At 47.4% G+C, this 22,128-nt stretch carries 16 protein-coding genes; 7 read left to right on the forward strand and 9 right to left on the reverse strand.

The window, feature by feature from the left end; all coding sequences use genetic code 11:
• The 3 genes from ACEW9O_RS24790 to ACEW9O_RS24800 form a co-directional block, all read right to left on the reverse strand.
• Positions 1–1,062 (reverse strand): PA0069 family radical SAM protein, encoded by a 1,062-nt coding sequence (locus ACEW9O_RS24790; protein WP_373552914.1) that lies wholly within the window; start codon positions 1,060–1,062, stop codon positions 1–3.
• Between the two features lie 102 nt (positions 1,063–1,164).
• Entirely contained in the window at positions 1,165–3,624 is a 2,460-nt protein-coding gene (locus ACEW9O_RS24795) for a DUF5686 and carboxypeptidase regulatory-like domain-containing protein (protein WP_373552915.1), read from the reverse strand.
• 336 nt (positions 3,625–3,960) lie between these two features.
• Positions 3,961–4,974, reverse strand: coding sequence for an SIMPL domain-containing protein (locus ACEW9O_RS24800; RefSeq protein WP_373552916.1), 1,014 nt, complete (start codon positions 4,972–4,974; stop codon positions 3,961–3,963).
• Between the two features lie 183 nt (positions 4,975–5,157).
• On the opposite strand from ACEW9O_RS24800, the gene ACEW9O_RS24805 reads away from it, so the two are divergent.
• Together ACEW9O_RS24805 and ACEW9O_RS24810 are read left to right on the forward strand one after the other, a co-directional pair.
• Entirely contained in the window at positions 5,158–6,954 is a 1,797-nt protein-coding gene (locus tag ACEW9O_RS24805) for an acyl-CoA dehydrogenase family protein (RefSeq protein WP_373552917.1), read from the forward strand.
• A 361-nt stretch (positions 6,955–7,315) separates the two neighbouring features.
• Positions 7,316–8,257, forward strand: coding sequence for a hypothetical protein (locus ACEW9O_RS24810; RefSeq protein ID WP_373552918.1), 942 nt, complete (start codon positions 7,316–7,318; stop codon positions 8,255–8,257).
• A 63-nt stretch (positions 8,258–8,320) separates the two neighbouring features.
• Here the strand turns inward: ACEW9O_RS24810 and ACEW9O_RS24815 are convergent, their stop codons facing one another.
• From ACEW9O_RS24815 to ACEW9O_RS24825, 3 genes are all read right to left on the reverse strand, one after another.
• The gene (locus ACEW9O_RS24815; protein WP_373552919.1) at positions 8,321–10,477 is read right to left on the reverse strand and encodes a molybdopterin cofactor-binding domain-containing protein; all 2,157 of its coding nucleotides are present in this window, start codon (positions 10,475–10,477) and stop codon (positions 8,321–8,323) included.
• Positions 10,478–10,502: 25 nt separating this feature from the next.
• On the reverse strand, positions 10,503–11,015 hold the full coding sequence (locus ACEW9O_RS24820) for a (2Fe-2S)-binding protein (protein ID WP_373552920.1): 513 nt from the start codon (positions 11,013–11,015) through the stop codon (positions 10,503–10,505).
• Positions 11,016–11,108: 93 nt separating this feature from the next.
• On the reverse strand, positions 11,109–11,960 hold the full coding sequence (locus tag ACEW9O_RS24825) for a helix-turn-helix transcriptional regulator (protein ID WP_373552921.1): 852 nt from the start codon (positions 11,958–11,960) through the stop codon (positions 11,109–11,111).
• Between the two features lie 278 nt (positions 11,961–12,238).
• Between ACEW9O_RS24825 and ACEW9O_RS24830 the strand changes: the two genes are divergently transcribed.
• The 5 genes from ACEW9O_RS24830 to ACEW9O_RS24850 all read left to right on the forward strand — a co-directional run bounded on the left by ACEW9O_RS24830 (position 12,239) and on the right by ACEW9O_RS24850 (position 18,262).
• Complete coding sequence (locus ACEW9O_RS24830) at positions 12,239–13,228, forward strand: phytanoyl-CoA dioxygenase family protein (protein ID WP_373552922.1); 990 nt, start codon at positions 12,239–12,241, stop codon at positions 13,226–13,228.
• A gap of 227 nt (positions 13,229–13,455) precedes the next feature.
• A complete protein-coding gene (locus ACEW9O_RS24835; protein ID WP_373552923.1) occupies positions 13,456–13,848 on the forward strand; it encodes a Dabb family protein in 393 nt (130 codons plus the stop codon).
• Positions 13,849–13,855: 7 nt separating this feature from the next.
• Positions 13,856–15,271, forward strand: a complete 1,416-nt coding sequence (locus ACEW9O_RS24840; RefSeq protein ID WP_373552924.1) for an MFS transporter — start codon at positions 13,856–13,858, stop codon at positions 15,269–15,271.
• Between the two features lie 240 nt (positions 15,272–15,511).
• Positions 15,512–16,453, forward strand: coding sequence for an ornithine cyclodeaminase family protein (locus tag ACEW9O_RS24845; protein ID WP_373552925.1), 942 nt, complete (start codon positions 15,512–15,514; stop codon positions 16,451–16,453).
• Positions 16,454–16,483: 30 nt separating this feature from the next.
• Positions 16,484–18,262: an ABC transporter ATP-binding protein gene (locus tag ACEW9O_RS24850; RefSeq protein WP_373552926.1), complete on the forward strand. Its 1,779-nt coding sequence runs from the start codon at positions 16,484–16,486 to the stop codon at positions 18,260–18,262.
• Here ACEW9O_RS24850 and ACEW9O_RS24855 read toward each other — a convergent pair whose 3' ends face one another.
• From ACEW9O_RS24855 to nspC, 3 genes are all read right to left on the reverse strand, one after another.
• Positions 18,263–19,786 (reverse strand): ATP-grasp domain-containing protein, encoded by a 1,524-nt coding sequence (locus ACEW9O_RS24855; protein ID WP_373552927.1) that lies wholly within the window; start codon positions 19,784–19,786, stop codon positions 18,263–18,265.
• A gap of 117 nt (positions 19,787–19,903) precedes the next feature.
• Positions 19,904–20,761: a peptide chain release factor N(5)-glutamine methyltransferase gene (gene prmC / locus ACEW9O_RS24860; RefSeq protein WP_373552928.1), complete on the reverse strand. Its 858-nt coding sequence runs from the start codon at positions 20,759–20,761 to the stop codon at positions 19,904–19,906.
• A gap of 224 nt (positions 20,762–20,985) precedes the next feature.
• Positions 20,986–22,125 (reverse strand): carboxynorspermidine decarboxylase, encoded by a 1,140-nt coding sequence (gene nspC / locus ACEW9O_RS24865; protein WP_373552929.1) that lies wholly within the window; start codon positions 22,123–22,125, stop codon positions 20,986–20,988.
• Positions 22,126–22,128 lie beyond the last annotated feature (3 nt).

Here is a 22,128-nt window from a genome sequence, read left to right on the forward strand (position 1 = left end):
TTAAAACAAACTCAACTGTCCATTTTTGAATTGTTGGTGCAGCTCCAGGTTGTAAGCAGGCAGTTTTTTGTCCTTGAAATACAACTTTTTCGCCAATTGGTACTGCTGCGCAATGATGTCTGCAATCTTGCCTTCGCCCCGCATGCGGACACCCGGGCGGCTGTCGTTGAGTTGGCCATTGTGGCAATCACGAATGCGGTTGAGCACCCGTTCGGCCCGATCCGGCAGGGCTTTGTGGATCCAGTCTTCAAAGATGGGGCCAACATCCCCATTGAGGCGAACCACCTGATAACCGATGGCACCCGCCCCCATTTTCGCCGCTTTTTCCGCCATCGGCAGCAATTCATGGTCATTCAATCCCGGAATAATTGGGGCCAACATGGCCATCACCGGAATGCCGTTATCAGCCAGCGTTTTTAGGGTTTTGAATCGACTGTTCACCGAAGCCGTCCTCGGTTCCAGTACCCTGCGCAGGTCTTCATCCAGGGTGGTAATCGACAGGCATACATGTACCAAATTTTCCGAAGCCAGTTTTTTCAAGAGGTCCAAATCCCGCAAAATGAGGCTATTTTTGGTGATCATACCTACCGGGTGGCGGTATTTCCAAAGCACTTCCAAAATTTGGCGAGTGATTTTATATTCTCGTTCGGCGGGTTGATAACAGTCAGTATTGCCAGACAACATGAGCGGTACCGCCTTCCAGGTAGCTTTGCGGATGGCTTCGGTCAATAAGCGTGGCACATCCTTTTTGACCAGTATTTTTTGCTCAAAATCCATTCCGGCGCTGTAGCCCCAATAAGTATGGGTGTTGCGGGCATAACAATAAATGCAGCCATGTTCGCAACCTTGGTAGGGATTGAGCGAAAAGCCCATGCCTACATCTTCACTTTCGACCTTGTTGAGGATGGTTTTGGGGTATACTTCGATGTACTCGGTGGGCAATTGCAGGTTTTCCTCCCATTCTTCCGCAGGAATTGGCGCGCTATCGTACACGAGTTTGTGGTACGGATTGGGCGTATTGATTTGGGCTCCGCGGCCTTTGAAGTAGGGCGTTTCTGGCATGTTGTAATTTTGAAAACAACTTGATCGGCACTTCGGCTTCGCTCAGTGACCGATCAAGTTGTTTTCAAAATTACAACATTTTTTTTAATAAAAAAATAAAAACTACAAACTAATCCCAAATACTGGCCCCACATTCCATTTCCCGCCTGCCTGCCGCGAAACGGCCATGTCAAATCGGAACAAGCGGAATACCCCAAAACCTACATTTTCAATACCCGCAGCCAATTCCAGGTAGTTTTTCTTTTGCTCTACTTGCAACAAATGACCGCTCAAGACCAATTTCCAACCAAGTTTTTTGACCAGCGGAATCCAATCCAGGATAGCCCCCTCGAAATGATGCTGCCAGTGCGCCTGGAAATAGGATCGATCCGTAGAGTAATCATAGTAAGGCAAAAGCAAAAAGCTGTTCATGTAGCGATCCTGATCACCCAGAATGGTTTGGTTGCCGTTGAAGTGCATGAAGTCCATAAATTCCAGCTCATTGCGTTGTAAAAACGTACCTGCCTGAACCCTGAATTGGGAAAAGCCCCAGGCCCCCAGTGGCAGCTCATCTTCTTCGATGGCGACGCTGAGCAACTGATAGTTGACATCACCAGCGCCAAGTCGATAATTGAGAAAAAACTCTGGGGCTTTGTTTTCAGCCGCGTACTTACGACCAGGATACACATAGTATTTCTGGCCAGGGCGGTAACTAATATTAAGGTCAAAGCTCAGCGCTCGGCTTTGGTCAAAACTGCGGGGAGCCGCCGTGGGCAGATTGGGCGTAAAAGCACGGCGTTCCGGCGCATCGCGTTGGTACCAACTCTGATCACTGGTATTTTGCAAACTGCTGCGATTGGCCCATTCCAAGGCGGTGTTCATCCGAAGGCCATTGGCAAGCTCGCGGCTAAAACCAAAACGTGCTGAAACCTTATCGTATAATTTCATGTAGTTGTGGCGGGCCAGTAAAGAATAAACCGAATTGACCATGGGTGTGATCGGTTCAGCTGCATTGAACTGTGCCACCTGTTGTCCGCCACTGAGCGATATCTGTGTGCGCCGCGTACCTTCCAATTGCCGCAGGTAACTCCCCCAAACGCGCAGCTTCTTTTCGGAAAACCCATAACTCAGTTCTCCGTTCAAACGGTACCATTTCATGTTGTATTCGTCGTAATCCTTGTTGTAACCGAGCTTGAGCGCCGCATTGTAGCCCTGCACGGTATTGTACTGAATGGTGCCAAGGGGTGAGCCCACACTAAAATACTCCCGATAAAACGAGCGGTTGTAACTGTAGCCCGTGAAGAGTTTCAGGATAGTAAATTTGTTGTTTTTCTTGTCGATAGAATCTTTGTAAGGCTTGGATTTCCAGATGGTTTGTAGGCTGTCTTTTTTGACGTAGTCCCGCGATTCCTCGGCGGTAAGGGGGATTGGTCGAAGGGTATCCCAAAATGCCTGCGATTGATCGTTGGCCCCTTCTTTGACGATGAATACTTCTTTGCCAAAAAACTTTTTATCTAAAGCTGGCTTGATGTCGTAGTTGCTCAAAACTGAGTTAAAACTACCCACCAGTTTAAAACCCAGGGCTCCAGCCTTAAAACGGATGTTGACCGAAAAGGTCCGCCATACATCTTCTACATTGGGAACTGGAAAAAAGAGTTGTTTGATCCACAAGGAATCCAGGCCTGGCTGTTTGATGGCTGATTGTAGCAATATATAATCCACCGACTGCACCGCCCAATCCTGGTCTACGATGTAAATGTACCCACGGTAAACGGGGTCTTCGCTGCGTTTGGGAATGACCTGAATTTTATTGATCACCTGCCCTTGATCGTCGGTGATGGTGCCGATGAGTTTGTATTTGTAGTAAAAAAAGGCATTGTCGGCAATGGGGGAAACGATGCGACGGCCCAAATTGGAATAAGGATCGTAGGGGCTGAAATCCATATCCTGCGCCCGATTGAAACCAAAACCCTGGTCATTGCCCGCAACTTTGGAATAAATCATCTCCTCGCGGTATTGGGCGGGTTGACGGAAAAACAAGGTCGAGCGCGATTCCGAAAGGTAAATGATGCCTTTACCGGTGCTGTCCAAAAGCCCACCCATGGTCCCAATTTCCTGGCCCATGATCTTTTTAGGCGTTTTGTCAAAACCAATATTGCCTTTCACATAAGCATCACAACGGTATTCTTCCACCTGATCGCGGTAAAATTCCCGTTTTTTGATGGCGGCCCGAATAATGGGATAGGCAGGGTCTTCAGCATTGGAACGCACCACAAATTCACTGAGTTCTATTGCCGCTTCATTGAGTGATACATTGAGTTTTTGTGGCTCCCGGGTCATGTTCACCCGGATCGTTTTTGATTCGTAACCAATGTATTGGAAGATCACTTCATAACTGCCAGAACTGAGGCTCAGGCTGTATTCCCCATTGACGTTGCTGGTGGTGCCATTGGTGCTGCCTTTGATGTAAATACTCGCAAATGGTAAAGGGGCTCCTTCGGTATCCGTCAACTTGCCCGACAATTGAGCGAACAATCCAGTACAACCCAGGGTAAATAGGAGGAAAAGGGTAAATTTCTGCATATACAACGAGGTTTTTTAAAGGAACCGAAAAAAAGAAAAAAGGATGGCAGGAAGCAAACACTTTAAGATGGGTTTAACGATATGTTCGACGAAAAGCTTGGTGTGCTACAACCAAGATAGGCTGGGCAAAAATCTGGCGTGGAACATTTTTGTCTGGAAAGGTATTTGAAGCTTACGCTAGAGGTGACTTTTTATAATTCATTTGTGAATTTGAGCAAAATGAACTTCTAACCTTAGGTGTATCTTAAGTGTCTGAGGTTTCTTAGGTGTAAAAAAAACATACTTTCACCACCTAAGAAACCTCAGACACTTAAGGTACACCTAAGACAAGCATTATTATTCGATTTTCAAACTCTTCACTTCCCCAGTCGGGGTCACCAAAATGAACTCCTTTTTCACTTCAGTTTTCACCTTCGGCTTAGCCTCCGGCATTTTAAACCGCACCGCAAGGTTGTACGAAAACTGTACCGCTGGCTCCAAAATTTCTGGATTGACCACGATGTCATAATCATTCGCAGCTACAGCGTTGTAGAAGCGCAGCGTAGGTTTATCTGCTGGCTGTACCACCGAGTTGTTTTTTTCCGAAGCATCCAGGGATTGGGTACTAAACGCCTGGTAGCTCTCGTAACGGTTAGTGGGGTAAGCCACCCAAGCATTCTCCGCTGTGATAGTATAAGCCGAATCCAGTTTAATGCCCATTTTGGCGTAGGATTCCTTGATGTCTTTGAGGTAATCAAAGGACAGGGTGCGCAGTTCCTGATACACTTGCTGCTGGTCTTTGATGAAGTAATCCACTTTCACGATGTCATAAATTTCCTGCTTGGCGGCAGCCGTAACGATCTGGTCCAAAATGGAAGGTTTGGTATACCGAATGTGGATGTTTTTTTGCAATTCAAAACCTTTGGGGATCTCGGTGAGGGTCTTTTTGGAAAACATCTTTTTGCTCACATCATACTCGTACTTGGGCAAAAAATTGACCATATCGACGTACACATCCGTTTCTAAAATGCCCAGATTTTTGAGGTCGTTCAGGAAATTATTCAAACGATTGTTGAGTAAAGTATTCGTTTCATCGGCTGTTTTAGCTACTTGCAACATGGTGAACACTGCCGTATAAGAACTGGCTCGCTGATTGGACATGGTATTGATGGTGATTTCAATGCTGTTGTCGTCCTGCAATTTGGCACTGCGGGGAATGGAGCGGTACTGGGCATTGAGATTCGCGTTCGATTGTACCTGCTGGTACTCATTGCTTTGCTTTTTTTGTTCAGCATAATTGCCCATTACCTGAGCCTGAAGGAAAGTACAAAAGCTGAGGCCAATGGCCATAGGGATAAGGTGTTTTCTCATGACTGGATTGTTTTGAATCGATTAAACGCACTTAAAGTTCCTTTAATTTTTTAGCTGAAAAAATATTTTTAGCGAAAATTCGCTAAAAAATCATTGTAAGGCTTTACAAATCCAAAACTTGCGCTTATTTTTGTAGCGAATTTTCGCTAATTCTTTCATTGAACGAACAAACACAATATACTTATGGAAGCTGTGATGAGCAAAACCGCGCTACAGGGAGGTGAATTTTTAATCAAAGACTCCCTGGCCGAAGACATTTTTATCCCCGAAGAATTGAACGAGGAGCAACGGATGATCCACGAGACCGTTCGGGATTTCCTGCACAATGAAATTTTCCCCAACATTGAAAAAATCGAAAACCAGGAGGACAACCTCGCGCCACGTTTGTTGGAAAAAATGGCCGAATTAGGACTTCTGGGTACACATATGCCCGAAATCTATGGCGGGCTGGAATTGGATACCAATACCAACACCCTGATTGGTGATGCACTTGGCCCAGCTGGAGCATTTACCGTTTCTTTTGCGGCCCATATCGGCATCGGCATGTTGCCCATCTTGTATTTTGGTACTGAAGCACAAAAACAGAAATACCTGCCTCGTCTGATCAACGGCGAACTCAAAGCAGCCTATTGTCTTACCGAGCCAGGTTCTGGTTCGGATGCACTAGCTGCCAAAACCCGCGCTGATCTCAGCGCCGATGGCAAAAACTACCTGCTCAATGGTCAAAAAATGTGGATCTCCAATGCGGGATTTGCCGACCTGTTCATCGTTTTTGCCAAAATTGATGGCGATAAATTCACCGGGTTTATCGTAGAGCGGGATTCCGCAGGTTTGACCCTGGGTGCGGAAGAAAAGAAATTGGGCATCAAGGGTTCTTCGACCCGTCAGGTGTTTTTTGAAAATACACCAGTATCTGTCGACAATGTTTTGGGTCAAATCGGCAAGGGCCACCTGATCGCTTTCAACGCCCTGAACATTGGGCGTTTCAAATTGTGCTCACTCAGCTTGGGCGGTGCAAAATACAGCGTAACTACCGCAGTTCGTTATGCCAATGAGCGCATCCAGTTTGGAGTGCCGATTGCCAGTTTTGGGGCCATCCAGCACAAATTGGCGGAACAAAGCATCCGCATTTTTTCCACCGAGTCTGCTCTCTATCGGGTTTCCAACTTGCTGGAACTGAAAAAACAAGAGTACGAAGCCAAAGGAGCGGATTTCGCCCAGTCCAAACTCAAAGCTGCCGAAGAATACGCCATCGAATGTTCTATTCTAAAAGTAACCGGTTCCGAAGCCCTGGATTTTGTAGTGGATGAAACCCTGCAAGTACACGGCGGAATGGGCTTTTCCGAAGAAGGCACCGCTGCACGCGCTTACCGCGATGCGCGCATCAACCGCATCTACGAAGGCACCAACGAGATCAATCGCCTACTGAGCATCGACATGCTGCTCAAACGCGCGATGAAAGGTACCCTCGACATCGTTGGACCAGCCTGGGAGGTACAAAAAGAGTTGGCTTCCATGCCCGGTTTTGATAAGGAGGAAGGCCCTTACGCCGAAGAGCGCAAGGCTGTCAAAGACTTCAAAAAAGCCGTATTGATGGTGGCCGGTGCTGCTGCAAAATTGCAAATGGAAGGCAAACTCGACCTGAAAAACGAGCAGGAAATCATCATGAACGTAGCTGATATGTTGTCCGATTTATTCTTGGCGGAGTCACTGTTGCTGCGGGTTGAAAAACTGGCGGGTATGACGGGCAAAGTAAAGCAGGAGGTATACGACGCCATCTTGAGAGTGTTCATCCATGATGCTACGCTGCGCATGAACAAAAATGGCACCGATGCGCTGGCTTCTTTTGCCGAAGGAGACTTACTTCGCACCATGTTAATGGGCTTGAAACGCTTTACGAAGTATCCTGCTCAAAATGTCAAAACCCTGCGCCGGATGGTCGCAGATGTATTGATTGACGCAAACGAATATGCATTTTAGACTAAGTACCAGATCACAATTAATGATGTTTATTTGAAGGAGCAAATTTCAATCCAGACAAGGCAAAAAACGCAGCCATAGCAGGGCTACGGCGAGGCTTTTTAACGCAGTATGGGTTGAAATTTGCCCTTCAAATAACATTGATTAATTGTGATCTGGTACTTAAAATAATAATGGTCTAGTTGTTTACTGACCTAGCGTTTTGTATTCATAAGTTACTAAGTGTTTGTTGAGCGCGCTTCAGCCCATTCGGCTGAAGCGCTTTTTTTTAACTTAGTGTTAAACTAAATAAGCGCTTGATTTTGCAATAATGAAATGTACTTCTGTCGTTAATAAGGCAAAAGAACCATCAATTCAAGCCATGCGTAATCTGTTTTTCTTGCTCGTTTTCAGCCTATTGATTCCAGTTTTTGGCCAAGCCCAAAACAAAGTCAAACTGAGCAGTACGGCTCAAAAGGAACTTAAGCTCTACGAAGACACCCTGGGTGTACTTTCCTTTCTGATCATCAATGATTCATTGCCCGAGAGTCGTTTTGCGGCTACCCGGAAGATGATCCTGACCCTCAAAAAGGCACTAAAAGTTACCAATTCCTACCAATACAAATTTTCACGGCTCAAGCCGATTTCCATCCAATACGCGCCGGACAGTACCTTCCGTATTTTTACCTGGCAGCTCTTTGTCGACGACAATACCTATCATTATTACGGGGTCATTCAAATGAACAGCCCCGAGTTAAAGATGTATCCGCTGGTGGATCGCTCGGCTAAAATTGAAGACGTACAGCAGGCAGTCAACGGGCCAGACAACTGGTACGGGGTGATTTATTACAACATCCTGAAACTCAAAGACCCCACCGGGCCCAAGTATTTGCTTTTTGGCCTGGATACCTATTCCTTTTTCAAACGCCGTAAAGTGATTGATGTCTTGACCTTTAAAGACGATCAAGTCGTGTTTGGTGCACCCGTTTTCCCTAAAACAATGAACAATGAAGGGCCAGTAAACCGTCTGCTGCTGGAATACAGCGCCGAAACCAGTGTAAAAATGAACTGGGACGAAGCCATGGGCATGATCATTTACGATCACCTCATCCCTTTTAATGGCACGGCTAAATCCGGACCAGTGAATGTCCCCGATGGCACCTACGAAGGTTTCAAAATTGAACAGGGAAAATTGGCGTATTTCGATAAGTTGGAAACGCAAATCTTAGATGAAGCGCCAACGCCAACACCGCTGAACGCCAAAAAGAACGCCATTTATGATCGGAGTAATCCGACGGGCAAGAAGAAGGTGGGGGAAAATTAAGACCTATCTTGATAAAAAGAAAGAACGGAAAGCTTCTAACTCTTTCCGTTCTTGTTCTATTATTTACACCTCATTCAAATCAATCGGCAACTTGCGCAAACGTTTGCCCGTAGCCGCAAAAATGGCATTGGCCAACGCAGGCGCTACTGGTGGCAATCCAGGCTCACCTACCCCACCGGGAACTTCTCCACTGTTGACAATGTGGATGTCCATTTCTGGTGCTTCATTGATGCGCATGATGGGGTAATCGTGGAAATTGGACTGTTGGGCCATGCCACCTGCATAAGTGATGCCGGGTTTGATGGCCGCAGTTAAACCCATCACGATGTTGCCTTCGGTTTGTGCCTTGACGTTGTCAGGGTTCACGTGCCAGCCGCAGTCGATGACCGATACTACTTTATCAATTTTGACACTGCCGTCGCTCTGTTTGGAAACGGTCACACAACAAGCGCTGATGCTACCAAAACTTTTGAATACGGCAACGCCTTTGCCTTGACCCGCTGGCAGTTTTTCCTTCCAGTTGGCCTTTTCAGAGATCACTTCCAGTACCTTTTTAAAGCGAGCATCTTGAAGTATGCCTTGGCGTGCCTCAATGGGATCCACGCCAGCAGCATGGGCTAATTCGTCCATAAAACACTCCTGACCAAAGGCAAAATTGGAAGCATACACCGAGCGCCACCACACGATGGGAATGTCGGTTTTGACGTTGCTCCAACTCAGTTTCCACACTGGCAGGTTGTACTTGTGGTTTTCAGCACTCAATTCACCGGTGATCCAGTCATCCACTTCATGGTCTTTCAAACCATTGAATACCTGGCGGTTGATGGATTCTCCGATGGCATGGTGGTGGAAGGCAGCGATTCTTTTGCCATTCACCGCGCCACGCATAGCGCTCAGCATCCCCGGGCGGTATGGCCCCTGGCTAATGTCATCTTCACGGGTCCAGATGACCTTGACGGGCTTTTTCAATTCTTTTGACAAGAAGCAGGCTTCCAGCAAAAAGTCGTGATAAGCTTTGCGGCCAAAGGCACCACCGAGCAGAAAGACGTTGATTTTGATCTGTTCGGGTTTCACTTTAAGGTAACCAGCCACATCTCTCAGTGCCCAGTCTGGCCCTTGAATCGGTGCCCAAATTTCCACCTCGCCATTCTCTTTGACGTGGGCAATTGCGTTTTCAGGCTCGATCGGAGCATGCGCCAGGAAGGGTGTTTCATACACCGCCTCCAGAGTCTTCTCCGCATGAGCCAAAGCTTGATCGATATCCCCCTTTTCTTCAAAGTTGATGCCCTCCGCTTTGGCGGCTTCATAACTTTTGGCGAAATAACTGTCGGTGGTCATTTTATCCAGACCACTGTTGTCCCAGGTTACATTCAGGGCTTTTTTGCCTTTGAGTGCGGCCCACCAGTTGGTCGCAATGACTGCAACTGCTTCAGAAGTTCGGTGCGGCATCGGGCGCTCGGCCTTCATGACCTTGATGACCCCGGGAATTTTTTTGGCAGCAGCATCGTCGATGGAGACGATCTTGCCATGGATGGCGGGCGCATGCAGGATGGCTGCGTAAACCATGCCGGGTACATCTACGTCCATCCCAAAAACGGCCTTACCCGTCACCCGATCGGGTACATCCAGGCGTGGTTTGGTTTTGCCAATGATTTTAAAATCCTTTGGATCCTTCAGTTTAGGATTCTTGGGAATGGGCAATTTGGAAGCTTCGTCGGCCAATTCACCGTAGGAGAAACTTTTATCACTGTTCCGCTGGTGAATGCGAGCATCTTCGGCGTAACACTTATCGACGGATACCCCCCACCGTTTGGCAGCGGTTTCCGTAAGCATCTCTTTGGCAGCAGCGCCCGCTTTGCGCAGGGGTTCCCACAATTCGCGTACACTACTGCTACCGCCAGAAGTTTGGCTGCCGTATTTGGATTTTCCGTCAGACTGAATGAGTTTGACTTTTTCCAAACTCACTTCCAGTTCTTCCGCCAAAAGGGAAGGCACGGCCTGGGTTGAGCCCTGGCCCATGTCTGGACGAGGATTGACCAAAGTGATGTTGCCCAAATTATCGATGATGATAAAAGGGTTGATTTCGAGTTGTAGGGCTTCTTCCGTCAACTTGACGATCGAAGCATTTTTGGCGAAGGACGAGACCCCCAGCATCAGCCCCAAACCGGACAAACTGCTAAGCCTCAAAAATTCGCGACGACTATTATTATTTGGTGTCATAAGCTCTTAATAGTTGAGGTGAGGATTATTTGCCACCGGCTTTACCTACTTTTTGGCTGCCACCACCGCTGGTTTTGGACAAATCAGCTGCACGGTGGATCGCTTTACGGATGCGGTCGTAGGTGCCACAGCGGCAAAGGTTGCCGCTCATGGCGCTGTTGATGTCTTCATCGCTTGGATCGGGCGTAGTTTTGAGCAAGGCTACTGCTGACATGATCTGGCCGGATTGGCAATAGCCACATTGGGGCACTTGCTCTTCGATCCAGGCCTGTTGTACAGCGTGGAGGGTAACTCCATCTGAAATGCCTTCAATCGTGGTGAGTTTGGCACTTTTAGCCAGAGAGGATACAGGGGTTTGACAGGAACGAATGGGTTGGCCATTCAAGTGGACGGTGCAAGCGCCACAAAGCGCCATGCCACAACCAAACTTGGTCCCTTTCAGCCCTGCAAAATCGCGCAGGACCCATAGCAAAGGCATGTCTGGCTCAACATCCACCGTTACTTTTTTCCCATTGACATTTAGGTTATAAACAGCCATTGTGATGAATTTTGGGTGTAAAACAGCTTTAAAGGTACTTAATTATAAAAGTCAATACCAGATAAATGTTGCGATTTAGGGGAAAAATGCAATCTAGAGGGGCGAAAGATGCCGTTTACGAAAATCCTTCGGGTTTTCACCAGTCAACTTTTTAAAGGTCTTGTTAAAATGGGATAAGTTTTCAAAACCACTTTCATAACAAGCTTCCGATACATTGCAATGCTTTAGCAATAGGCGCTTAGCCGTGTTGATGCGGTATTGATTCAAAAATTCAGTGAAGGTCATGCCCGTCATTTTTTTAAAATAGCGGCAAAATGCGGCATTGGACAAGTTGGTCAACGCGACTATTTCTTCCATCCTGATTTTGTCCCGATGGTGTTTTTCTACAAAATGATAAATCCGCTTTAAGCGTTGCTGATCCTGAAAATATTGCTCGTTTTGGATGGGCGTTGCACCCAGTTTTTGAGCGTCGGTACTCAATGCCAAAGTTTGAAAAATATCCAGTAACTCCATTAGTTGTTGGAAATGGCTGAGGCTGGCTAAGTGTTTGAGGCGCTGACCAATTTGCGTTTTCGTCTGCTCCAAAAAAGATACCCCTTCCCTACCCTGCTCAAACAAACGCCGTACATCGCTCAACTCTGGTGCCTGAAAGAAGTTTTTGCCCAAAAAATCCTCCTTGAGTTGGATCACAATTTTGTAATGTTCATGCTCTACACCATAGTCAAAATTAAGGTGTGGCACATTGGGGCCAATAAAAACCAAATCGCTGCCCTCATAACGTGAGATGTGGTCCCCGATGTGCCGAGTGCCGTTGGCTCCTTCGATGTAAACCAGTTCGTACTCGGGATGGTAATGCCACAAAAAGGTGTTGTGCAAACGTGGAGTGAGCAAAATCCGGAAAGAACGATCCGTATCTGGTCGAATGTCTTCAAACTGGATTTTCATGCTTTTTTGTTCAAAAATAACTTTTCAAATTGATTTCTTAGTCCAATCAGGTCAATGGGGAACAAAAAAATGCAATTGAAGGGGTAGAAAACGCTCTGTTTCGTGGGTAATTTTGTAATGTTAGTTGAGGAAGTTTAGGAAGGTTTAGAAGGTTTAGGCTACCGCAGCGATTTTGACAATCCCTTGTCTAAGTCACTGCGGTAGCCTAAACCTTCTCAACCTCCTCAACCTTCCTCAACCCAATTAAAAGTTCCTTTTTCACCACCAAATCCAATACCATGCAACCTGAAACACCTACCATGGCACCCACAATGACGCCAACCAGGGCCTTCGACCACAACCATGAAGATATCCCCGGCAATCCTTCCACTGCCAAAAGTAGCCAAGCCAGACTTAGTGATCGTTCCAATGGGCAGCCGCTACGTGTACTATCGGAAGAAGACTGGCAGTTTTGGCAGCATAATGGCTACATCGTAGTCAAAAATGCGGTGCCAAAGGAAAACTGTGCAAAAATGGCGGCACTGCTCTGGGAATTTGAAGAAAAAGTTCCTAATGAGCCAGAAACCTGGTATGCCCCCGCCCGCGCTGAAATGCGAATGAAAGAATTGACCAACAGCGGCATGGTGGAAATTTACAACCACCAATACCTCTGGGACAATCGCCAATCCGAACGTTTGTACAACGCTTTTGTAGACATTTGGGGCAGTGAAAAACTCTGGGTGACCATCGACCGAGCCAACTTGAATTTCCCTTCTCGCCCCGGGCACGAGTTCAAAGGTTTTATCCACTGGGATTACGACCCCGAGACCAAACCCCAAAATGTACAGGGAGTATTGGCCCTGGCCGACCAAACCGATGAAAACATGGGGGGCTTTCAAGGTGTGCCGGAATTGTTCCGCACTTATGATACCTGGAAACTGAGCCAACCCGCGGATCGCGATCACTTCAAACCGGATGTGACGGGTTTTGAACTGGTGAAAGTAAAAATGGAAGTGGGCGATTTGTTGATCTTCAACTCCAGTCTGGCCCACGGCATCCGCCCCAACCTGAGCAAAGACAAGGTGCGCATCGCCCAATACATTTCCATGATGCCGGCCCAGGAAGAGGATCAAACCCTCCTGAACTGGCGCCTCAACTCCTGGCGGGATCGCATTGCGCCCGAAGGTTACGCTTTCCCGGGTGACCCGCGCAAATGGGAACAAACCCGTTACCAGACTGCGGAATTAAGTTCATTAGGCAAAAAGTTGCTGGGGTTGGAAAAATGGTAATTTTGATCTTTTTGATTTTTCCATCACGGATGCAGATATGGCATATTTGGCTACCTTTAACGAAGATTATCGGGTCATTCCGAGTCCAATTTCAATGCTTTAATGAGGTTGAGGAAAGTTTAGGAAGGTTGAGAAGGTTTAGGCTACCGCAGCGACTTAGGCGGAATCGACACTAAACCTTCTCAACCTACCTCAACCTTCCTCAACCTTTTCACAAATTTTTGAATATGAAACCTACCTTACTAACGATCGCCTTCCTACTTTGTGGGCTCACTGCCGCCGTGCAGGCCCAATCACCTAATGCAGGAAAAAAGATGCTCCTACGTCACGCAGTATTGTTCAAATTCAAGGACAGCAGTAGTCCAGCCGAAGTCAAACAAGTGGAGGACGCCTTTCGGGCCCTGCCCAAGCAGATCAAAGCAGTCAAAAGCTTTGAATGGGGCACGAACAACAGTCCAGAAAACCTCAACCAAGGGTTTACCCACTGTTTTTTCGTCACTTTTGCTTCGGAAGCAGACCGGGAAGTCTATCTCCCGCACCCTGCGCACAAAGCTTTTGTGGAGGTTTTAAAACCTCATTTGGACAAAGTTTTGGTATTGGATTATTGGTCAAAAAAATAGCAACACAATGAACAACCGTACTGCGTTGTATACCCTAATGAGCGTGTGGTTCTTTTGGGGTTTTATCGCTGCGTCTAATGGCATCCTGATTCCGATGTTCAAAGAGCAGTTCAACTTACAGCAATGGCAGTCCCAATTGGTGGATTTTGCCTTTTATGCCGCTTATTTTGTAGGTTCAATCCTCTATTTTTTGGTTTCTGCCGCGCTCAAGGGTGATATCCTCAACCGCATTGGTTACCGTCAAGGGATCATGTACGGTTTCATCATTTCTGCAGTAGGTACCTTACTATTTATTCCTGCTGCTTCATTGCAATCTTTCCCCCTGCTTTTGGGCGGCTTGTTTGTCGTTGGCCTTGGATTTTCATTGCAACAAACTTCTACCCAGCCCTTTATGATTGCCTTAGGTGATCCCGCTACGGGCGCACACCGCATCAACCTGGGTGGCGCGGTCAACAACCTGGGGACAACCATCGGCCCCGTGTTGATCAGTTTTGTCATTTTTGGCTCGGTTGGAGATGCAGCGCCTGAAGGAGTGGGGATTGAAGCAGTAAAAATGCCCTTCCTCGTGATTGGGGTGATTTTTATCCTTTTTGCCCTGTTTTTCCGTTTTTCTAAATTGCCGACCATCACCAATGATGAAGACGTGCAAATTGGTTTCGGGGTGTTAAAATACCCACAGTTGGTAATGGGGATGATCGCCATTTTTTGTTACGTAGGTGCGGAGGTGACCATTGGCAGCAACCTGGGCGAATATTTGAAAAAGACCCAAAACCTCGATTCTTCCCAAATTTCTGAATACATCTCCTTGTTTTGGGGCAGTATGATGATGGGGCGTTGGACGGCGGCTTTGAGCAATTTTAACTTCAAACCTGCGGTAAAAACCCTCTTGACCTTCGTTACGCCTTTTGTGGCCTTCGGAGTGGTCTTGTTTGTCAATTGGCTGCGTGGATCGGATGTTTCTCCACTTTATACTTATTCATTCTGTGTATTGATCATCATTGCCGCGTTTTTTGCAGCGCAAGAAAAGCCCATTCGCACGATGGTGCTCTTCTCCTTGTTGGGCGGGGTGGCCATGATTGTGGGTATGCTCACGTCTGGGCAAGTAGCGTTGTTCGCCTTCATCAGTGGGGGTTTGTTTTGCTCCGTACTTTGGCCTTGCATCTTTTCGCTGGCCACTGCTGGTTTGGGCAAATACACCAATCAAGGTTCAGCTTACCTGATCATGATGATTTTGGGCGGCGCGGTGGTTCCGGTTACTCAAGGGGCGCTGGCGGATGTGCCTTCGATCGGCATCCAGTTGTCTTACGCCGTTCCATTGCTTTGCTTTGCTTACCTGCTATTCTTTGGTGTTCGGGTACAAACCGTCCTGAAAAATCAGGGATTGGACTTTGACCGCGATGTGGCCGTGAAGGCAGGGCACTAAGCTGGATAATTTTATACTTTTTTAGCACAAAGAAAAAAGAGGACACAAGGAACTCAAAGCGAAGCGTCGTCAACGTCTAACTTTGTGCCCTTTGTGTCCTCTTTTTTTTCTTTGTGGCAATAAAAATGCCGCTTTGGTATACGTTTATTTCCACCGACTAGGCATTTGTCTAATGTGTAACAGAAACATTTAAGCTAAAGCATAAAGCCCACCTTCAGGATTATTCCGTAATTTTAGTCCATGAAGTACTTAGACCAACCGCAGATAAAAGCGCTCCTGCCTATGTCCGAATGTATTGCAGTCATGCGCAATTTGTTCAACTTAGACCCAGCAAAAGACCTCATCAATCCCTTACGCCCCAAGATGATCCTGCCCAATGGAGGCATCCTCGGCATGATGCCTGCTTACATTCGACCTTACGGCGTGATGGGCATCAAGGTCATCAGCGTGTATTTGCAAAATTACGAAAAAGGACTGAGTTCACACCAGGGCATCATTCACTTGTTTGATGCTGAAAACGGAGTGCTCTTGCTGAGTCTGGATGCCGATGAAGTAACAGCCATCCGCACAGCCGCTGTCAGCGCCTTGATGACGGATCTGCTCGCAATGGATGAAGCGGAGACCTTATGCCTGATTGGCACGGGCACTCAAGCGATTACCCACTTGGAAGCCATTCGCTTGGTTCGCCCCATAAAACGGGTACAGGTTTGGAGTAAAAATCCAGCCAACGTTGAGCGCTTTGTTCAAGAGCAATCTGCTCATCACGACATCGACTTCATCGCCTGTCCCAGCGCAGAAACTGCGGTGAGAGAGGCCGACATCGTTTGTACCCTCACTTCTTCCTCCGAACCCTTGGTTTTTAATCCCTGGTTAAAAGCGGGTGCACACGTCAATGCCGTCGGGGCCAGCACACCCAACTATCGGGAATTGGCCCCCGAAGTCATTTTTGACTCCGATGTATTTGTTGACAATTACGAGTCGGCGGGTAATGAAGCGGGCGATTTGATCCTGGCCGTAGGTGACAAATCCAAAGTTAGACCTTTGATCAAAGGGGATATTCATGAGGCATTGACCAAACCAGGGCTGGTTGATAAATCATGCAAGACGCTGTTTAAATCCCTGGGCTTGGCGATTGAAGACATTGCCGTGGCGCATTATTGTTGGCAAAAACTGTTGAAGTAGTGTTTAGAATATAGTTCAAAACCCAACTCTATGAGTGTTTCTAGTCTATTCCAACACCTTTATCCTTTTGTCAAGCCTTACCAGAAATTACTATGGGCTACTTTTTTGTTCACGGCGATAGGTTCATTGGCGGCACAGGTTAATGCCTGGGTGTTGCGCTACACCGTAGATCAAGTCAATGCCTTACTTCTGGCCCATAAAACCTTAAAAGACGGCGTGCAGTTGCTCACCTTCATCAGCATTGTACTGATTGGCAAAGAGTTGGTCAATTCCCTGGTGCAGTTTGGGCAAAAGTTTTACGGAGAAAAACTGCGCATTTTTGTTTCTAGAGATTTGTCGCAGGTCATCGTTGAAAAAATCCTTTCTTATCGTATGGCTTTTTACACCTCCACTGAAAATGAAAGTGGAAAACTCCAAACCCGCATCGACTTAGGCATCAGCAGTTTAACCCGCCTGGTGCAAAATTTTTTCATCGACATCCTGCCTTTGTTCGCCAATTCGATGGTTGCGCTGGTTTTTATGTTCAATGCCAATTTTTACGTAGGACTCGTGGGTTTGGGCATCCTGCCGATCTATTTTTACATCAGTCAGTTGCAGGCAAAAAAACTCAGTGGGTTCCGCCGCAGGATGCGTACCTACCGGGAAAACAAAAACAATGGCATCATTGGCCTGATCGAATCCATCACCGTAATCAAGTCCTTTGTACGCGAACCATTGGAAGCAGAAAAGCACAAAGCCATGCAATTTGACATGACCGAAAATCAAATGCAAACCCGGCAATTGAGTTTTGTCTTCGATAGCATCAAAAGTTTTGTGGAACAAAATGGCATTGTTTTCATCATCATTCTGACCGCATATTTTGTGTTGAATGGCAGCATGACCATTGGGGCCATCATGTTTCATGTTTTGTTGTTCAACAACGTTTCGGCCCCAATCCGGCAGTTGCACCGCATTTACGACGAAGTCAATGATGCGCTGATCAATTCGGAAGGTTATTTTGACATTCTGGAAGCTGATCAGGAAAAAGAACCCAGTGGCGATTACATCCCCACTCATTTCAAAGGGGAAATCGAAGTCAAAAACGTCGATTTTTTCTACCCCAATGGTACTCAGGCCCTGAAAAATGTAAGCATGCGCATTCAGCCCAACAAAATAACAGCGCTGGTGGGCTTGAGCGGAGCGGGCAAAAGTACCTTGATCAATTTATTGGATAAATTCTACGAGCCCACTTCTGGTGAAATTTTATTGGACGGGGTTCCGCTGCAAGCTTATCATACCCCTACGCTACGGCACAAAGTGGGGTTGGTTTTGCAAAAAAATCACATTTTTAAAGGCAGTATTGCGGAAAACATTCGCTATGGCAATTTAGCGGCCAGTATGGAGGAAGTGGAAGCTGCCGCGCGCCAAGCCTACATCCACGATCAAGTTATCCAACTGCCACAGGGTTATGAATCCAATGCGAACCTACTATCGGGCGGACAGCAACAAAGAATCGCCATTGCCCGGCTTTTTTTAAAGGACCCGGCCATCATTTTTTTAGACGAACCTACCGCCAATCTGGACGCCATAGCCACCGAACAGATCAAAAAAAGCCTGGATGCCATCAAAAAAGACCGCACTGTCATCATCATTTCGCACAGCATCTCCCAAATCATCGATGCCGACACCATCATTGTAATGGACAATGGAGAAGTGGCAGAACAAGGCTTGCATGAAGAATTGTATGAAAAAGAAGGCACTTATTTTCGTATATTTAATGCCATGGCCAATTCTTTGAACATTGAAAAAATTGCCAGGACCCTCAATTAATTATAATCGAGCACTTTCTTGATCCAGAATGTCAATGGTTTTGGCAAAATACGCCTGGGCTTCGGCGATGGATCGTCCGATGCAGACCATGCCCAGTTTTCCGTATTGAGACAGCGCCCCAATCATGTGGAACGTAACGCCACACTGCGTAGCCCCATCATATTGGATGCGGTTACAATGGGCGATATCGATCAAGTCTTGGGGGCATAGCCCTTTGTATTTTTCATTGACCACATTATCCGAAGCAAAGTAATAGCGGGTTTGCCCATTTGGCATTTGATAGGTACCTTTTTGCCAATCAAATACTCCGTCCGTCAAAAATTGTAGCATCAAAAAAGGATGGGTGGTTCCTCCCTTGCGCAAGTTGATTTCGATGGCGTAGTGTTTCCAGGTATTGCCTTCTTTTACGGAGATGAAATCAATGCCGAAACGCCCCAACACGCCTTGTTGCTGCAAAGCATCGGCTACCTTTTTGCCGATGGCCGCAATCTCGTAAGTGTACTCTGGATTTGCGGGAAAGGTTGCACCCAGGAAAACCTGCCCACTTTCCCCGCCCAAGACCTGATCGTGGGTAGAGATGACTTCACTTTCTCCCAGTGGGTTGATCCGCAATTGAACCGAGGGCGATTCTTTAATTTGTCCCTCAATGAATTCCTCTACAATGCCTCCCATGCTTTGGAATTTTTGGATAAAGTTGGCGTAGTCCAGGCCTTCCGCTACCACCGTGGTTTGTTGGGGCAAAAGTTCTTGAATCATCGCCAATGAGTTGGTCGCATCCAGCACATATTTTGGAAAACGAAAAATGGCGTTCCCATCCCCCGAAAAACCATCGTTCATCTTGATGACGGCTTTTTGCAAATTAGGGTTGTTGCGTTTGAGTTGCAGCAATGCACTGGCGATTTCCGCTTCGGAATGGAGGTTTTCAATCCCGAAAGGCAAGTTGAGGTTCAGTTCTTTAAAAATCAGCCGGCTCCCCGTTTTGGTGCCCAGGTACAACAAAGCGGGATCGCAGCCATACACGGGAATGTCTAAAGCCAGGGCCAGTTGTTGTTCGTATTCCGTCTCGTTGAAACAGACCAAATGGGCCAACTCCGAGCCTTTGATGTTTGCCTTGATCCGCTGGATCAGCCGAGGGCGAGCCAGGATTTTTTCAGTCAAGGAACACAGACTGGTATCATAACAACTGAGCAAGGTAAGCCGCTGCCGGGCATGAAAGCCAGTGACGCCCGGCAACAAATGCAGGTAATAGTCAATGATGATTTCGTCGATGGGCATGCTGGTTACATAAACTACCCGGGTGCGCGGCATGCGCAAAAGCATCAGCAAACACAGGAGCCTTTCTTCGTAAAATTGAGCGCCTTGTAAGGCTTCCAGAATTTTTTGATCCAGCGTCAAACTGGGGATGACCACCACCGTTTTTTCGGCCAGGTCATTGGTGAAAATAGGTGAATACTGCTCCACAAACCGCTGCTGGAGGAGTTGGTACTGGTGATTGCGGTGGTCTACGCTCAGTGTTTGCATCATCGGACAGGCTTGTTGAAATGTCAACAAGGTAACCAGGTGAAGCAGGCTAAGGCAATGACTTTAATGCTGATAATCTGGTGATTTTCAGTGAGGAATTATAGGCTCAATAAACTTGCCCTAAGCAAAAACAGCCCGAACCATCCGTTCTTTTCCACTCAAATCTTCGCGCAATTCAACCTGTTTCCAGCCAGTTTCCACTAATAAAGCAAGCACCGCTTTGGCATTGTATTCATTGCATTCAAAAAACAGGTAGCCATTTACACGCAGGTATTGCTGCGCAAAACGAGCGATCTGGCGGTAAAAAACCAGGGGATCATCGTCGGACACAAATAAGGCCAGATGGGGTTCAAATTGAGTGACCTGAGCGGGCATCAATTCCTGCTCTTGTTCAGGAATATAAGGTGGGTTGCTGATGATGATGTCGAAAGCAGGGTGATTCGGAAAATGTTGAGGCCAATGGGGTTCCTGCAAAATATCGGCTTCGAGCCAATGGACTTGCACCTGGTTGAGTCGAGCATTTTCCTGGGCGAGCGCGAGGGCAGCTGCGCTTACATCCAGGCCCCAAAGTTCAGCACGGGGTTGTTTTTTTGCCAGGGTGATGGGAATGCAGCCGGAGCCTGTACCGATGTCGAGGATGCGGGGCGAGGTGGTAAAAGACGAAGTGTTCAAAGTGTCGAGCACCCATTCCACCAGTTCCTCAGTTTCGGGCCGGGGAATCAATACACGAGGATCAACTTTGAATTTGAGGCCATAAAAATCGGCTTGACCGAGGATATATTGGAGCGGTTCGTTGCGTTGCAGTGCGGAAAAAATGGATTGTAGGCGAGCCGTTTGGGTATCGTTCAGGGTTACTTGGGCAAATTGGCTGCGCTGGAGATTGAAACAGTCTTCAAAAACGATGCGGGCGATGCTTTGGGCTTCGCGGGGGTCGAAGAGGGATTCGAGAGCGGTGGCAAATTCATCGAAGGTTTTCATGCAGAGTGGCGCTAGGAGGGAACCAAACAGTTCGTTATCCCGAATTCTGGTAATTTTTGTCATTGCTTAGGTGATTCCTTGAGTGCCTTAGGTTTCTTAGGTGGTGAATGAACACCCTGCTACGCAGGTTTTTTCTTTTTTACCACTTAAGAAACTTTAGAAACCATAGACTCACCTCAGATTAACTATCTAAAATACTACGCAGTACAGGGAGTAAAGAAGGCTCAAGACAACCGCCCCTTAAAATCCTCATATTCAAAATGCTTCACCACCTCCAAGTGATCATCCTCATGCCAGATACAAATATCCGGATGTTTGACCCCATTAAAAGTAGTGGTTTTGACCATGGTGTAGTGGATCATGTCCCAGAGGATCAGGCGGTCACCCACTTGTAGTTCCTGCTCAAAAGAGTATTCCGTCATAAAATCCCCGGCCAAACAACTCACGCCCCCCAGTCGATAAGTAGGTTTTCCTGGTACCGGATCGGTAGCCCCCAACACTTTTGGGCGGTACGGCATCTCCAGCGTATCAGGCATGTGGGCAGTAAAGGAAACGTCCAGAATCGCGGTTTTGACCCCATGGCTATCCACAATATCGAGTACGGTGGAGATCAATTCCCCCGTTTCCCAGGCGATGGCGCTACCGGGTTCCAGGATCACCTCCAAATCGGGATTGCGGGAACGAAAAGCCTGCAGTGCTTTGATCAATCGATCCACATCATAGCCCTGGCGGGTCATCAAGTGTCCACCTCCAAAGTTGATCCACTTCAACTGTGGGAAAAAGACCCCAAAGCGGGCCTCCACGGCCTCCAGCAAGTTGGCTGTATCTTCCGCGCTGGATTCACAAAGCGTGTGGATGTGCAAACCTTCGATCCCCGCAGGCAATTGCCCGCCCAGGTTTTCAAGCATCGTGCCCAGTCGGGAACCCGCCGCCGAGGGATTGTACAAATCCGTTTCCACCACCGAAAACTCAGGATTAACCCGCAAACCCGGCGAAATGGGTCGTTCAGCCTGGCTCAATGGGCCCCAAAACCGCTCATACTGCGCCACCGAATTGAAGGTAATGTGGCTGCTGTAGCGCATGATTTCCACAAACTCATCCGGCATGTAGGCGGGGGAGTAGGTATGCGCCTGCACGCCCATTTCTTCAAAAATCAGCCGCGCTTCGTGCAGGGAGCTGGCGGTAGCACCCGCTAGATATTGCTTTACCAATGGAAAAACCTTCCACATGGAAAAACCCTTGAGGGCCAAAATAACGGATGCTCCAGACTCCTGCTGCACCCGCTGGATGAGTTCCAGGTTGCGGCGCAGTCGGGATTCGTCGAGCACGTATGCGGGGGAAGGGACTTCAGAATAGTTTATCATTTA

Origin of the sequence: Haliscomenobacter sp., from assembly GCF_041740695.1 — a bacterium.
Taxonomy (GTDB): Bacteria; Bacteroidota; Bacteroidia; order Chitinophagales; family Saprospiraceae; genus Haliscomenobacter.

Bases quoted from the DNA above. Each gene is read 5' to 3' on its own strand.
- ACEW9O_RS24790 (WP_373552914.1), bottom strand. From the start codon at position 1,062: ATGCCAGAAACGCCCTACTTCAAAGGCCGCGGAGCCCAAATCAATACG.
- ACEW9O_RS24795 (WP_373552915.1), bottom strand. From the start codon at position 3,624: ATGCAGAAATTTACCCTTTTCCTCCTATTTACCCTGGGTTGTACTGGA.
- ACEW9O_RS24800 (WP_373552916.1), bottom strand. From the start codon at position 4,974: ATGAGAAAACACCTTATCCCTATGGCCATTGGCCTCAGCTTTTGTACT.
- ACEW9O_RS24805 (WP_373552917.1), top strand. From the start codon at position 5,158: ATGGAAGCTGTGATGAGCAAAACCGCGCTACAGGGAGGTGAATTTTTA.
- ACEW9O_RS24810 (WP_373552918.1), top strand. From the start codon at position 7,316: ATGCGTAATCTGTTTTTCTTGCTCGTTTTCAGCCTATTGATTCCAGTT.
- ACEW9O_RS24815 (WP_373552919.1), bottom strand. From the start codon at position 10,477: ATGACACCAAATAATAATAGTCGTCGCGAATTTTTGAGGCTTAGCAGT.
- ACEW9O_RS24820 (WP_373552920.1), bottom strand. From the start codon at position 11,015: ATGGCTGTTTATAACCTAAATGTCAATGGGAAAAAAGTAACGGTGGAT.
- ACEW9O_RS24825 (WP_373552921.1), bottom strand. From the start codon at position 11,960: ATGAAAATCCAGTTTGAAGACATTCGACCAGATACGGATCGTTCTTTC.
- ACEW9O_RS24830 (WP_373552922.1), top strand. From the start codon at position 12,239: ATGCAACCTGAAACACCTACCATGGCACCCACAATGACGCCAACCAGG.
- ACEW9O_RS24835 (WP_373552923.1), top strand. From the start codon at position 13,456: ATGAAACCTACCTTACTAACGATCGCCTTCCTACTTTGTGGGCTCACT.
- ACEW9O_RS24840 (WP_373552924.1), top strand. From the start codon at position 13,856: ATGAACAACCGTACTGCGTTGTATACCCTAATGAGCGTGTGGTTCTTT.
- ACEW9O_RS24845 (WP_373552925.1), top strand. From the start codon at position 15,512: ATGAAGTACTTAGACCAACCGCAGATAAAAGCGCTCCTGCCTATGTCC.
- ACEW9O_RS24850 (WP_373552926.1), top strand. From the start codon at position 16,484: ATGAGTGTTTCTAGTCTATTCCAACACCTTTATCCTTTTGTCAAGCCT.
- ACEW9O_RS24855 (WP_373552927.1), bottom strand. From the start codon at position 19,786: ATGATGCAAACACTGAGCGTAGACCACCGCAATCACCAGTACCAACTC.
- prmC (WP_373552928.1), bottom strand. From the start codon at position 20,761: ATGAAAACCTTCGATGAATTTGCCACCGCTCTCGAATCCCTCTTCGAC.
- nspC (WP_373552929.1), bottom strand. From the start codon at position 22,125: ATGATAAACTATTCTGAAGTCCCTTCCCCCGCATACGTGCTCGACGAA.